This is a genomic window from Providencia sp. PROV210, from assembly GCF_028479445.1.
Lineage (GTDB): Bacteria > Pseudomonadota > Gammaproteobacteria > Enterobacterales > Enterobacteriaceae > Providencia > Providencia rustigianii.
Window position 1 is genome coordinate 102146 of sequence record NZ_JAMPNQ010000018.1, and the last position, 14684, is coordinate 116829.

The 14684-nt window shown below is 40.3% G+C and carries 15 protein-coding genes; 8 read left to right on the plus strand and 7 right to left on the minus strand.

Features of this window, described 5'->3' with window-relative positions; genetic code table 11:
- Window positions 1–68 precede the first annotated feature (68 nt).
- From PR761_RS14575 to PR761_RS14600, 6 genes are read left to right on the plus strand one after another with little or no spacing between them, the layout of a single operon-like run.
- Window positions 69–2570, plus strand: coding sequence for a fimbria/pilus outer membrane usher protein (locus PR761_RS14575; protein WP_006815996.1), 2502 nt, complete (start codon window positions 69–71; stop codon window positions 2568–2570).
- 35 nt (window positions 2571–2605) lie between these two features.
- Window positions 2606–3325 carry a fimbrial biogenesis chaperone gene (locus tag PR761_RS14580; RefSeq protein WP_039855738.1) on the plus strand — a complete coding sequence of 240 codons (720 nt, stop codon included), beginning with the start codon at window positions 2606–2608 and terminating at the stop codon, window positions 3323–3325.
- 17 nt (window positions 3326–3342) lie between these two features.
- Window positions 3343–3750 (plus strand): hypothetical protein, encoded by a 408-nt coding sequence (locus PR761_RS14585; protein ID WP_039855736.1) that lies wholly within the window; start codon window positions 3343–3345, stop codon window positions 3748–3750.
- Entirely contained in the window at window positions 3743–4276 is a 534-nt protein-coding gene (locus PR761_RS14590; RefSeq protein ID WP_006815993.1) for a fimbrial protein, read from the plus strand. The genes PR761_RS14585 and PR761_RS14590 overlap by 8 nt, the downstream gene beginning before the upstream one ends.
- Window positions 4276–4809 carry a fimbrial protein gene (locus tag PR761_RS14595; protein WP_006815992.1) on the plus strand — a complete coding sequence of 178 codons (534 nt, stop codon included), beginning with the start codon at window positions 4276–4278 and terminating at the stop codon, window positions 4807–4809. Before PR761_RS14590 ends, PR761_RS14595 begins: the two co-directional genes overlap by 1 nt.
- Window positions 4810–4822: 13 nt before the next feature.
- The gene (locus tag PR761_RS14600; RefSeq protein WP_006815991.1) at window positions 4823–5887 is read left to right on the plus strand and encodes a hypothetical protein; all 1065 of its coding nucleotides are present in this window, start codon (window positions 4823–4825) and stop codon (window positions 5885–5887) included.
- Here the strand turns inward: PR761_RS14600 and PR761_RS14605 are convergent.
- The 7 genes from PR761_RS14605 to PR761_RS14635 form a co-directional block, all read right to left on the minus strand.
- Window positions 5867–6664: an AraC family transcriptional regulator gene (locus tag PR761_RS14605; RefSeq protein WP_039855796.1), complete on the minus strand. Its 798-nt coding sequence runs from the start codon at window positions 6662–6664 to the stop codon at window positions 5867–5869. The genes PR761_RS14600 and PR761_RS14605 overlap by 21 nt on opposite strands.
- A 119-nt stretch (window positions 6665–6783) precedes the next feature.
- The gene (locus PR761_RS14610) at window positions 6784–7491 is read right to left on the minus strand and encodes a fimbrial biogenesis chaperone (RefSeq protein ID WP_006815989.1); all 708 of its coding nucleotides are present in this window, start codon (window positions 7489–7491) and stop codon (window positions 6784–6786) included.
- A gap of 11 nt (window positions 7492–7502) precedes the next feature.
- Entirely contained in the window at window positions 7503–7934 is a 432-nt protein-coding gene (locus PR761_RS14615; protein WP_272519366.1) for a fimbrial protein, read from the minus strand.
- A complete protein-coding gene (locus tag PR761_RS14620; protein WP_272519367.1) occupies window positions 7901–8578 on the minus strand; it encodes a fimbrial protein in 678 nt (225 codons plus the stop codon). Before PR761_RS14620 ends, PR761_RS14615 begins: the two co-directional genes overlap by 34 nt.
- 11 nt (window positions 8579–8589) lie before the next feature.
- Window positions 8590–11094 (minus strand): fimbria/pilus outer membrane usher protein, encoded by a 2505-nt coding sequence (locus PR761_RS14625; protein ID WP_112836102.1) that lies wholly within the window; start codon window positions 11092–11094, stop codon window positions 8590–8592.
- A 14-nt stretch (window positions 11095–11108) separates the two neighbouring features.
- Complete coding sequence (locus PR761_RS14630; protein WP_006815986.1) at window positions 11109–11801, minus strand: fimbrial biogenesis chaperone; 693 nt, start codon at window positions 11799–11801, stop codon at window positions 11109–11111.
- 54 nt (window positions 11802–11855) lie between these two features.
- On the minus strand, window positions 11856–12449 hold the full coding sequence (locus PR761_RS14635; RefSeq protein WP_154610865.1) for a fimbrial protein: 594 nt from the start codon (window positions 12447–12449) through the stop codon (window positions 11856–11858).
- Between the two features lie 702 nt (window positions 12450–13151).
- On the opposite strand from PR761_RS14635, the gene PR761_RS14640 reads away from it, so the two are divergent.
- A complete protein-coding gene (locus tag PR761_RS14640) occupies window positions 13152–13574 on the plus strand; it encodes a DoxX family protein (protein ID WP_006815984.1) in 423 nt (140 codons plus the stop codon).
- A 173-nt stretch (window positions 13575–13747) separates the two neighbouring features.
- Window positions 13748–14662: a ribonuclease Z gene (rnz, locus tag PR761_RS14645; protein WP_115163941.1), complete on the plus strand. Its 915-nt coding sequence runs from the start codon at window positions 13748–13750 to the stop codon at window positions 14660–14662.
- The last annotated feature ends 22 nt before the right edge of the window (window positions 14663–14684 follow it).

Consider the following 14684-nt stretch of genomic DNA (forward strand, 5'->3'; position numbering starts at 1 on the left):
CAAATATATATGCTCTCGAAATCATTTTCGAGAGGGGCACACTTGTCGCATTTGGGATGGTATAGAGCATGGTGTTCAAACATAGCAAACTAAGACAGGCAGTTTTGTTAGCGCTGAGTATGGGCATAGGAAATGTGTATGCCGCTGAATTTAATACCGATGTATTAGATGCTAGCGATATTAATAATATTGATATGAGCCAATTCTCCGTTGCTGGGTATGTTCCTCCCGGCGATTATATTCTCACCGTTTTTGTCAATGGTCTGCGCTTAGGAGCACCTCGAGATGTGGCTGTTTATGAAGATAAAAGTGTACAGAAAATACAGTCTCAATTCGTGTGTATCGCACCGGAATTACTGGATTTGATGGGTTTTAAGCCATCATCAATAGAAAAAATAACCTTATCTCATGATGGGAAATGTTTAAATTTCTCAGCACTTGCGGGGGTACAAAGTAAAGTCGATTTACCCTCAATGTCCCTCAAAATGACCATTCCACAGATGTGGATGGAATACCGGGACCCTTATTGGGTGCCTCCGAAGTTATGGGAAGACGGTATCAACGGAGTATTTGTAGATTACAACGCAAATATTTCGGCGACTAAAGAAAGCGAAGGCAATAAGCGTATCTATTTATCCGGCAATGGAACTTCTGGTGTGAATATTGGTGCGTGGCGCTTACGTGGTGATTTTAATGGCACGTATCAAAAGCAGCATGGTGGGGATTATGACCAAGAAAAGCATAATTTTGATTTTAGTCGGTTATATGCCTTTCGTTCCCTAAAAGATTCTGCGGCGATCTTAACTCTTGGTGAAAATAACTTTTATTCGGATGTTTTTGAATCGTGGCAATACACGGGGATCTCGATTGAAAGCGATGATCGCATGTTGCCTCCTAAGTTAGTTGGTTATGCACCAGAAATTATTGGGGTGGCTAAAACGAATGCGATTGTGATCGTGCGCAGTCAAGATCGGATCATTTCAGAAACCTCAGTGCCACCGGGGCCATTTCGTATCCAGACGTTAGATAGTGGCGTTCGAGGCCTTTTAGATGTGATCGTGCGAGAGGAAAATGGTGAAGAGAATAAATTTAGCCTTAGTACCGCTTCATTACCGTATTTAACGCGTCCTGGAAGAGTCGTTTATAAGACAGCAGTAGGTAAAACACGTTATGACAATCGACATTTAACGGGGGAGCCGGTTATTAGTGGTGAATTGTCATACGGTGTCTCCAATGCATGGTCGCTTTATGGGGGGGCTCAGCTCAATGCCTATTATCAAAGCGCAGCACTCGGTATTGGGCGAGACCTGTTTTCTCTCGGGGCGATTTCTGTGGATGTCACTCAATCTTTTGCTGATTATTCAGATGATAAAGACCGCTTACAAGGGCGCTCTTATCGCGTCAATTATGCTAAATCATTTGATGATTTACGCACAGATATTACCTTTGCTGGCTATCGGTTTGCGGATAAAGAGTACCGCACTTTGACGCAATATATGGATGAAGATAGAACGGGCGCCACGCCAAGAGCGACCAAAGAAAACTACCAAGTTTACCTTAATAAGTATTTTGATAATTTTAATGTGTCGCTCAATTACCAATACAGTACGTATTGGCAGGATGATCCTCAAACTCAATATGGTTTATATGCCAATACTAATTTGAGTTTTCCATCTCTCTCTCAATACAACGGAAATATTGCGTTATCCGCGACACGTACAGAGCGCAGTAACGGCTATGAAGATGATTCCATCAATTTGTACTTAACGATTCCACTGTATAGCGGACATAGTCTGACATTCTCCGAGCTTTATTCGCGGTCAGCCAAAAAGAATCAATATAACCATAACGTGGGTTATAACGGCTATGGAGATAATGATAGCTATAGCTTAACTATGGGTTACAACCATGGGCAGGCTATGGATAGCCAAACCAGTTTCAGTGGTTTCTATTCCCGCGATCTCTCGGATGCCAATGTTTCATTCAACGGTAGTTATGTACCTCATCAATATCGCAGTGTGGGGGCATCTATTAATAGCGGTATTACTGTCACGGGTAAAGGTGCTGCATTACACCGTTCCGCGAATGGCGATACGCGCTTAATGGTAGAAACCTCCGATATTGGTGGCGTTCCCTTGAATAACGGTGTGACCAAAACTAACGCATTTGGGCTCGCAGTGATCCCGAATGTGAATAGCTATCGAAAATCAACAGCCACTATCAATACCAGTAAGTTACCTGAAAATATTGAAGCGTTGAGTTCAACCAGTGATATCACGCTGACAAAAGGTGCCATTGGTTATCGCAGCTTCCCTGTGATGAAAGGGGAAAAAGTGTTTGCCGTGATCACCCTGAAAGGAGGTAAAACACCGCCATTTGGTGCCAGCGTTCGTAATGAAGCTAACCAAGAGTTGGGGATCGTTGGGGAAGATGGGGTGACTTGGTTAGTTGGCGTTTCTGGAAAAGAGCCTTTGTGGGTGTATTGGCGTAATCAAAAACAGTGTCAGTTGATGCTGCCAGACACACCGAATGCCTCTTCTTCCATGCTGTTACTGCCATGTGGCCAATAATCTTTTCGTCAATAAATCATTCTATGAGGTTGATTATGTCTAATTTTCGCAGATCACTGATGGGGCTACTTGCCATCACTTCATTTGCATCTTATAGCGCAGTAACACTGGATAGAACTCGGATTATCTTTCCGGGTAATGAGAATTCAATCAATATTCGCATATCCAATGATAATCCAGAAGAAGCCTATCTAGCCCAAAGCTGGATTGAGGATTTACAGGGGAATAAATTAACCAAAGGGGCCATTTTAGCAACGCCACCATTGCAGCGTATTGAACCTAATAGCCACAGTTTAGTCCGTCTGAGTAAAACGCCTTTATTTAGTCAGTTACCCGATGATAGGGAATCAGTTTTTTATTTTAATCTACGTGAAGTTCCGCCGAAGTCGACGGAAGAAAATACACTACAAATTGCCCTCCAATCCCGTGTAAAGCTGTTTTATCGTCCCGCTAAAATTATCGGCGAATCCGAAACGAAATGGGCGCATAAAGTCACGTTGGTCAAAACACCAAAAGGCTATCGTTTAAACAATGTTACCCCATTTAATCTCACGATTATTGGGGTGGGAAATAATCGTAAACAGTCTGAAGAGAGTGCGTTTGAGGTGGTGATGATTGCGCCGAAGTCGACGCTGGATATTAAATCAAATCCACTTAATACCCCCCATCTTACCTACATCAATGACTATGGCGGTAAACCCACACTGGAATTTCGTTGCCAAGGGGATACTTGCACCGTTTCTGGGGAACAGTGAGTGATAGGGGAAAGCACATGAAAAATATCTCATTGTGGTTAGGGTTAGTCGCAATAAATCTAGTAGCCAGTGTAAATGTGGTGGGTGATGAGTTTGTGGGAAGCGTACCCATCAATGAACCCCGCTATGAATCATCGCAAACGGGATGGTTATTGGTCAATGCGACGGTATTTAATGCACCCTGTGATTTGCAGTTGGCGGGAAAGTTAATGCTGACTAATTGTGGTGCTGGTACCAGTTTTAGTGAGGTTGGAACATTTAACCATACAGCTAAAACTCCCATTATTTTGCAAGTAGTCGATCTTTCTACTGGGCAAAAAGTAGTGCGTTATCCAATGGCATTAATGAATGGCAATAACCTTATTCAGCTGCCAAATATCAGCGAAAGATCCCATCAATTCAGATTGGAGGTTAGCTATGAATAAGTCGCTTACCCTCTGTAGCACTTTGTTGATGGCTATTTTGTGGATCTTTTCAAGAGAAGCAAATGCTCAGGTTCTTGATGTCGAGTTCGGTGGAGAACTGATCAATTTATCTTGCCGGGTGAGTTCGACATCCGTGAATAAAGAAGTTCGTTTAGAAAACTTACGGTTACAGACTCTTAATCAAGAAGACCGTAGCGAAATTACGTCTTTTTCTATTGGCATCGATAATTGCCAGCCTAGTGATTTGGACAAGCTAATCAAAATGACATGGCACAGTTCCCAGCTAGTGAATATTGATGGGCACGATTATGTGGCGACTCAAGGGGAAAGTGGAGTTGTTTTAGGGCTATTGACCCATGACGAAAAACCCATCGAGTGGAATACCCCGATGGAGGTGGGAAAAGTGACCGAAGCGGATTGTGAACAAGAACTTTTCTTTGGTGTATTTGCTCGTAAACCACAATCTGGTTTAGTCAAAGAAGGTGATTTTTCTGGTTGGGTGACTTTTGCTCTGGAGTATGAATAGTGAAAAGAATCAATAGAATAAGTCTATATCTCTGGGGTTTTTTATTACTGAACTCCCCAGCGATATACGGGGATGTGCTGGTGGATGTGACAGCTACGATGGTTGATCCGGCTTGTAATCTCCGTGGTGAGGACGGCAATTCTCCATTACAAATCCATTTTGGAACCATCGAGACCCACAATCTAAATGAAATTTCATTGGCAAAAGATTTTCCGGTGTATATCAGCGGGTGCAATGGTGGAAAGGGGTTATCGATATTGCTAAATCCTAAAGGGTATGGAACTCAAGAATACAGTGGCAAGCAGATCCTATCCACCAGTACAAAAGGGCTTGGTGTTAATCTCTATGATGTCACTGGGGGAAAAACAGATTCTCTGGGGCTTAATCAGCTTCAGCCGATCAATCCGGAGCTAATTAGTGAGACAGAGCACCGAATTAATCTACAGGCTCAGTTGGTTAATACCTTGCCTGTCAGCCAGTTATCTGTAGGGAAATTCACATCTGCGATGATGATTTCAGTCACTTACAACTAGTGAGAACACCGGTATGTTGAAGATTAAACCCATAGCTAAAGTATTTTACTTAGCTGGGAGCCTATTATTACCTATGACGGTACATGCGGATTATGCCGCTCAGATTATTGATCCGAGCTCAGGGTACGTGCTTAAAGTCGATAACAATAGTACGGTAGATCCGACTCCCTACAAAGGCAGTGATGGTCAAAATTATTATCAGGTGGGAGACCCAATTACCTTAGATAGCACCTCCGCTCAAGCGTCGGGAATGGTTAAATGTGTCGGGAGACGCTGGGGGGGGAACAGTACACAAATTCTATCCACCAATTCGTTTCATCGATTATTTATGTATGTCCCAACCACTGGCATTTCCATTGGTGGAAAAGAGACTTACCGCATTAACAGTAACGTAGTGATGACCGTCGAAGCGGATATTATGCAGTGGACAAATCGAGGTGCGGGGGTTTGTTCTCTGGCTTATGAAGATACCAAGTACGAAGTTCCTATGTTTAATAGTCAGTTCCCCATTACGATGACTTTCTATATTAATGAGCGAATTATTGATGGTCAGTTGATGATTTATGGTATGGATCTCGCGGGGTATGTGCGTGCATTTACCGATCCCTTGTCGACGCCACCCTTTAATAGCTGGCCGCTGAATGAAGTTTCAGTGCCACTGCGATTAGCAACATCACAAATCAATGTGGGAGCCATGTGCTCAACCAGTACTAGCTCGGGTGATAAAGCGGTATTGAACTTACGTCATGGGCAATTAAACAGTTTGAATTATGACAGTCGAACTAACGGACAAGTGACTTACAGTTGCTTATTTAGCTCCTCAACGAAAGTGCGTTTGCGCCTAGATTATGCTTCAGATGAAGATCCTCAAAAGCGGCTACCAATGACCAATAATGCCAATGATAAAATTTATAGCGCGCTCACGATTATAGATCAGGAGACCGGTCAATCGGGTCAAGAGTTAAGGACAGAAATTTATGCCAACAAAACATTTGAAATTATTAGCCACCTACAAGGGGAAAATGCCGCAGCCGGTGATTATCATGGGTCTGCGTGGTTAATTGCAACCTATGAGTAGGGATGACTCATCAATTTGCTGGATAAAGCTTGATGGGGGTTGTCCTAACCATTTTTTGAACATGGTTGAGAACGAACCCACGTTACAATAACCGAGATCAAAGGCGACTTCGGTTATTGATTTGCCCGCAGATATATTTGTAATTGCGTTTAATAGGCAGGCTTGTTGTCGCCAATTGGAGAAAGATAAGCCTGTCTGCGCGCTAAAAAAACGGCTAAATGAGCGCTCACTTTTATGCAGTTTTTTCGCCCATTCTTGGGGAAGGGACGTGATATGCGGAGCCGTTAAAAACTCACGACACAGTGTTGCTAAATGCGTATCACGGGGAATGGGAGCAAAGAAAGGCAGCGGTTTGGCTCGTGCTACCTCATGTAATATTAACTGAATTAAAATTCCCTCTCGCCCATGAAGGTCGTATTCCAAAGGAATATCGACAGCTTCCAGCAATAATTGACGCAGTAGCCTAGAAACCCGCAGAACTTCACACTTACGGCTTTGGCGAGGTGCGACAGTAGGTTCAATATATAAGCTGCGAGTACTGACGTTGAGCATACGTGTTTCATGGAGTGTTTGAGCCGGTATCCACACGCCACAATCAGGGGGAATAACCCATTCTCCATCAGCAGTACTGACCTCTATAAGCCCAGTAGCCCCATATAAAAATTGCGCTCTGCGATGTTCGTGAGCACTTAATAGCACATTCGGGGGGTAATCTGTACCGATGGCTAAAACATCACGAGGCACAGCATCAATTGTGTTCAGTGAAATATTTCGCATGTGGGTTCTACTTGGCTGAGATTCAAACATCATTATCTATTTTTTGAAGTTTGGCAATTCAGGGCCGTTCTTAATATTAGATCAACATAATTCACAGGTTTTACGGACGGCAAAGTTTATCAGAGAGACGCTCTTTTTATTTTATGGCTAATAAGGTTTCCTTGGTCATTAATAAATACAACCACAATATCTTGTTTGTATTCGTTATTTTCATGGATATTTTGTTCCGAAAATGGTGCAACCATAACGCTTTTTGCTATTGGGTTCTGTTGATTTTTTTCATAATAAACTTCTGAAATATTTAAAAAATAAGGCGTTGGATTTTCAATAATGAGTTGTTTATCAGAAGATGAAAGTTTCACGAGGTCAATAACAGATTCAATGTTACCCGAGAGTATTGTGGGGCGGTAAAAAAGTTTAATGCGTATTTGTAATGCGAGCTGTATCAGATTCATACCCTGTTTATTTTGGGGTTTGGGAGAAATATCGAGAACGTTCAAGTAAAATACGGACTCCCTATCTTGCGGGAGATCTTCTCCAATATATTGAATGCGCAGTTGAGCCCCTTCATTGGCCGCAATCTTGGCAACGGGTGGGGTGACAATAAACGGCGCTTTTGTTGTTTCTGGTGTTGAATGAATATCGCCTTCATCAATCCAACTCTGAATCAAACTGGCTTGCTCGCTATCATTAACCGTTTGAATGCTAATCCGTTCCTTGTCGCCTGGATAAATAATTCGAGTGCCTTTTAAGATTAAACTTGCGTGGGTTTGATGGCTCAACAAGAGTAGCACTAAGCTGTAGATGATTTTCTGGATATGCCTCATGATGTTAACCCTCAATTATATGACATGACAACAGTCGCAGTGCTAGAAACGGCGCCTTGAGTGACGCTGTTCGCGTTATAAGGATAATAATAAGCCCCCATGTTGATGGAAAATGAAGGGGCTATTGGGTTGCCTTTGTTCACACTAAAAATTGAAGTGGCATTACTTTGAGCTGAGGTACTATTAGACAAGGTTAATGGTGTATTGATATTGCTTGCTGTAACGAGCCTAAAACCAACACCCGCAGCACCTTGATTTGCTGTGTTATTTAATACTGTTTTATCGCCCGCGAGTAAGCTATTACTGGATAAAAATATAGAAATATCCCGTGAGGCATTACCACCCGCAAGGAAATCTTTGCAGGCAAAGTTAAGATTGAATGGGGTATAACCCGCTCGAGGGGTATTTTTTACTGTATTGATACTAACTGGAGGAAGAGACACAACCAAACCTTGGTTAGAAAATTACAGGTGGTTAGTATGGGATTATAGGTAATTTGGACGGGTTGTAAGAAAATATCATCGGGTTGGGTTGTCCATACAAATCCCAGTAAAAATGCAAGAAGCCTTGCAACAACGTCAATGAGCCATTCAACGAGCCCGAGTGTTGAAGCATCAGAGGCAAAAACGACAGGGGTAATTGTGGTGGTACTACCTGGCACTTCAATGTAATTTGTCGCAGGCTTGCTATCAACTAAAGTAAATTGCATCGTAAAATTAGCATCAAGATCTGACGCAGGATGTGACCCCGCAGTAATATTAGATACATTATTTTTCTCCAAAGTGGTTACTGTAATAGACACAAACTGCTTTCCGCCATTGAACCCTACGGTTGCTGTTCGGTTTTGAAACGGTGATGCTATCCCAACGGTATTTGGGAAAACACCACGTGGAGTACACGTAAAATTACCCGGATATGTCGTGCGAGTCGCTTTCGATATAGGCGTAGATGTGCTGGTTAGTTCCGTTGATAAATCAAAAGAAATCGCAGGTGCTGTCACGGTTGAGGCCTGCCGACAATTTGCAGATGCATATTGACTTGTTGCTAGTAAGGCTGAAAGCAATAATGCCAATTTCGTTGTTTTCATCATTTTTTCCTTTATCGGCAGAGATTTTTGTTTTTATCCATCGTATTCACTGGATGGTGGATAACACATGTTTTATTCCCTTTAAGTTTGATATAGATAGCCGATGGGAATTGATCGCTTTTTAGGTACAGCACACCTGATTGCCCGACATAGCCAATGCTTTGTTGTTGTGCATCCATAATTTCAGTGCCGAACGGTAGATTTTTTCCATCTGCGAGTTCACCGCGTAAAATAAAGGTTTGTCGAGTATCCGTTTCTAGCTGGATATAATTAACGGCGCCTTGGTATGGACTGATATTGGCCATATTACCAATGACTTCAGCTCCAGAGGTTTTTTCGGTATCAGATAGGGTATAAGTATTTGCTCTGTATGGCGTGGTGTTAGTCAGCAGGACTACACCTTGTTGATTAGTTAGCGCTGTTTTATCCGAGTTAACCATCATATTATTCGCCATTGGGGCATCAATAATGGTGTAGGTCTGCCCGGTATCACCGGATAAGGCAATATGTCCGGGGATTGCCACAATCGTGCCTCTCATACCTAATCCAGCTTGGCGATAATCATTGGCTTCGGTATAAGACCCGGACAGGGTTGTATCAGGGTGCTTATAGCTGACATTTCCACCGACTAAATTATTACCACCAGATTGATTGGTACCATTAACAGTATAATTAGTTTGATTATTTTCCCCTGCAATACCACTGATACTCAGTGTGGCTTGTTGATAGCGTGAATCGGTAAAGTAACTGCCCATACTGATGTTTGCGCGTTTTTCAAATAACTGAATAGGGACGCTCACATTCATGTATAAGCGAGTTTCTTCATTGTTATCATAATTACGAATACGTGATACGGAGACACTGTAGGAAATATCATGATAGTTGTTTGAATAACCGACTTGATACTCGCGGCTATTACCGTTGGTATTCCAGTAATCGCGGTGGGTACCGGAGACGAAAATGGAGCCAAAATTTTCACCCAGTTGCTGATTCAAGTTTATGGTAAAGGTATTTTTAGCTCGGGAACCACGTAGTGCATCGAACGTACTTAATGAGATATCTGAATTATTGTTATTACCAATTTGATTTGAGTTTTCATCTTGATATCTTTTCCATGCTTGGTAGTTATCATGGGAATAAATAGAATCAGTAAAGCTATAATAGCCACTGGTTGAATAACGATAAGTGGCAAGGGTTAAATTGGTTGAGGTTGAATTAATAAATTTACTATAGGTTAGCCGATAGCTTTGCCCACTTTTATCGCCACTATCGAGAGTGGTATTTGCATGGGTAATATCCGCAGAGATAGCCCCAAAACGAAAATTCCATCCACTGCCGATCACAGCAGAACGATACTTTTCACTAAACAAAATACCGGAATAGAGAGTGACAAGATTATTTAGCCCGTAGTTAATTTCACCTTGCACAAATTTAGGTTGATAGGATGTATTATCAATTTTTGATTGCCCAGCTAAAAGGTTGTAATTGTAAATCCCCTCTTTGAGCATATTTGGTACCGTTGAGTATGGGACTGTAAAAGTCTCTTTTCTGCCATTAGCTTCTTGAATAACCACCAATAAATCACCGCTCCCTGCACTGGGTTGAATATCATTAAATGAAAATTCACCAGGAGGAACATTTTCCTGAAAGACTAAATAGCCATTTTGGTAAACGGTAACGAGGGCGTTAGTCTGCGCCACTCCTCGAATAATCGGCACAAAATTCTGGCTGGAATTGGGGAGCATCCCCATTTCAGTTGCTAACATCATGCCTCGAATGCGAATACTGTTAAATAAAGCACTGGGGGTATAGAAGTCACCCACTTTCAAGCCCGAATTAATTTGGCTGATGGGGCGATAGCCATAGCGAGTGTTATTTGTCCATTTTTGAGCGCTGTGGGAAGTATAGCGATAGCTGGATTCATCACGAAATTGCCATGCACCTAAGTTGATGCCCGAGTTTAATGTTGCATAAAAACTGTCATTATTACGCTTCTCATTTTGTTTTTCTTTATAGCTGTAATAGTTTGTATTATAAGAAAAAATAATAGCAGGAACACCGTAGTTCCATAAGCTAGGGTCAACGTAACCTGATTCAGATTGTTTGAGCGATGCTTGTGGAACCATCATATCTAAACGTAATTCGTTGATTTTGAATTTGTAATGAATATTAGATGCGAGTGAATCAATTAATACATAGTGATTATCTTGTACTGGCTCAATGTTTCTCGGTGATGGTTTCAAGCCTAATTTGGTGATATCGCTTTGTGGAATACTGATTTTTTTACCATTATCTTCGATGCCAATTTCAAATTGCCCTCGCCAAACCTGATTAACATAGACATCTGCCAATTGTTTTCCTGATGGTATTTTCCCTTCAGCGTAGAATCGAGAAATATCCCCTTTTCCAGATTCACCCACCAATAAAGAGGTATCAAATTCATCTGAAAGTGAGTTTTTTGAATATGTTTGTAGCCCTATTAAGATCAGGATGTAGAAATAGTTTTCTCTTTTCATGATGATTTCTTCTATTAAGGCTGAATATTTTTAGATCTGAAAACACCATAGTCGTCAACATAGCTGAGTATGAGATTGTGATTTTTTAACTTTCCTTTTAAAGGTAACTCTTTTGATGATAAAGGCGGGATCATTTCTGAATCAACAAGAGCTAGGTTTTTATCTTCAGGTGTTGTTATCGTCACAATAGTAAAATGGTATTGTGAGTTGTTTTTAACTAATACATTATTGCTATTTATTTGATAACTGATTTTTTCCGTAATATCTTCGGATCTTTCAGTTAAGGCTTTTGGACGATAAAATATTTTAATTCTTGAACGTGTAGCTAATTGAATCGTATTTTTTCCTATCATTGAATCAGGTGTTTTAGGAATATCTAAAATATTTAAATAGAAAACGCTTTCAACATTATTAGGAAGTTTTATATCAGTTTTTTTAATTTTCAATTGCTGCCCTTGTAAACCATCTACTTTGACTATGGGAGGATAAAGATAAAAAGGGGCATTTGAATTTTCTGGTGTTGAATTTATATCTCCACTATCAATCCATGACTGAATTAATGAAGGTGATGTACTGTTATTGGTTAATTGAACTACCATGCTATCAGCTGCTTCTGGATATATAACTCGAGTACCCGTGATAATTACATTTGAAAATGTTTTTAATGGAAATGATAAAGCAAGTAAGAATAAGAGTATTATTTTCATCGTAATTTCTCACTAAAAGCTAGGCTCAGAGAGCCTAGCTTTATTCATTAGTTGTTATAGATATGAAACGGTATAAATTACGTTTGATTGCAAAGCTCCAACTTGGGCAGCAGTAGCATTTGTTTTGTAGTAGCTAGCGATTAAGCTTAAGGTTGAACCCGCGGCTGATGTTGTATTTGTAGCGGTTAACTGAGTGTCAAAGGTTGAATTTAATGGAATCGCAACGGTTGGTGTCGTTGTTTGTGACAGGCTGAAACCAACGTTTCGTGCGACTGATGGGTCGTTTTCATTTGCGGTTGTATTCATTAAATACAAACCAGAGGGAGAAATAGTACTTGATGAGAAATGCAGTTTTAATGTGCCAGTTGGTGTTCCTGCACCAACAAGTGCGCAATTTGAAAATGTAAGAGCAAACGTTTTTTGGTTTTTAGTTATCACCGTATTAGCCGATGTACCAGCATCAGCTGGGACAATTGGATCTAATGCGATCGCCATGTCAGCACTATTACCACCATTAATCGTGCAGGTAGTATCACTAATAGCACCTGAGAAAGAAATAATGCCTCCAGGGCTATTCGTTGCTGCAAGTACTGAACCCGATATCATAGATAAAGAAAATATCGACAGAGAAAGTATATGTCTAGGCATAATTAATCCCATTGAGGTTATGTATTAGTAAAATACAGATGCGATTTAGCTAGTAGAATTACTTAGCTTTGTTAAGCGTAGTTAATGAATTAAGAACTTCAAGATTAATCTTATTTAATTTAATAGAATATTTATCTAATAAAAAAGGGAGTAAAAGAATAAATGATTAAAGATGCTAGTGATATTGTCAGGTGTATCTAGTAAAGATAAAAATAATAAATAAAATTATTAAGATATAAGTTTTATATTGTTTATGAAAAATATTCATCTCTACTGTTTGTTTTTTAAACTGCCGCTGTTTCTATTTTTAGAATAAATTAATTTAAAATTAAAAAAATAATCAAAACGATTAATAACATTAATTATCATGAAAATGATTTCATCAGATTTAATTTAACTAACGTTACAGTTTCATGAAAAACATTTTAAAGGCACCAATGTAGTGCAATTTAATACTGAATGTTTAAATTTAAGGATAAAAATGCTTATTAGTTTTTAGTGATAATTTTAAAAATTGAGACTTGTTCAGTTTTTTTGTTTATATATCGAATTAATAAACGCTATTTTTGAATAAGTGGTTATGATTTTTTTATTATTGAAATAACCTTGATATAGATGTGGTAAATCTAAATTAAAATAATTCTCATTTTGAATTTCTCGGTCATAATGATAAATAACGTAACTTAATAGGGCGGGTATAAAATGATCGGACTATTCAACCGTTGTTTGTCACATGAAGATGCAGGAAAATTGCTATTGCGCTTAGCTGTGGGTGGATTAATGCTATTTCACGGAATGAGTAAGCTATTAACGGGGGCTAGTGGTATCAAAGGATTGTTAGCCTCATACGGTTTGCCCGAATTCATTGCCTACGGCACAATTGTCGGTGAAGTTATTGCGCCTATTTTTATTATTTTAGGGATTCTGACCCGACCTTCTGCTTTGCTGGTCGCATTCACAATGTTTATTGCATGGCTAATGATTGGGCTAGATAAAACGTTTATACTCGATAAAACGGGTGCATGGGCAATTGAAAGTATTGTGTATTTCTTTGTTAGTGCGATTGCTATCGCACTAATGGGGGCAGGAAAATATTCTGTTATGAAAAATGAATGCTGGCGGTAGGCATTGATCGATAAAGAATGCATAGGGCATCAATCTTGATGCCCTATTTTACTGTTTCTCGGCAGCCGTAAAGACAGCCTAATGATGCTGATCGATTACGTAACTAGTTGGTGAAGTTCGGGTTAGATTGGGGGCATATCTAATAAAAAGAACAATATAAATAAGGAATGGGAATGGAATTAACGTTTCTAGGAACCAGCGCGGGTGTACCGACAAAAGATCGAAATGTCACCAGTATGCTGCTGGATTTGATTGGAATTCGCAAAAATTATTGGGTATTTGATTGTGGGGAAGGAACTCAGCACCGAATTTTAAACAGTCCATTTAAACCCTCAAAAATTGAAAAAATCTTTATTACACACTTACATGGTGACCATATTTTTGGGCTACCGGGGTTGCTATGCAGTCGCTCTATGGGGGGATCAACTGACCCATTGACGATTTATGGGCCTAAAGGATTGAAACAGTATATAGAAACCGCATTGTCGCTCAGTAGCTCCTATATGACTTATCCTCTTGAGATTATTGAAATCGAAGAGGGGCAGTTATTTGATGATGGAAAACTGATTGTGACGGCATATTCTCTCGATCATCGGGTGGAATGTTATGGCTATCGCATTGAGGAATACGCGAAACTAGGAGCTCTAAATGCTGACAAACTGGCTCGAGATAATATCCCCCGAGGGCCATGGATGCTGGCGTTGAAGCAAGGGAAGCAGATTCAATTAGATGATGGGCGAGAGGTTAATGGCACCGATTATCTGGAGGAACCAAGAAAAGGTAAAGTCGTTGCCATTTTTGGAGATACTATCCCAACGCCGAATGCCTTACTGTTGGCCAAAGATGCGGATGTCATGGTCCATGAAACAACCTTAGAGGCTGAATTTGAAGATAAAGCCAATGAGCGTGGGCATTCAACAACTCGCCAAGCAGCATTGCTTGCTAGGCAGGCAGGAGTAAAACGCTTTATCGCCACCCATATAAGTGCACGTTATGGGCCTCAAGACATCCCCAGATTATTAGCCGAATGCCAAGCTGAATTTCCGGCAACAGAAATAGCGGAAGATTATCTGACGATTAAAATCTGAAAAACGTGTCGATTTTTGTTAT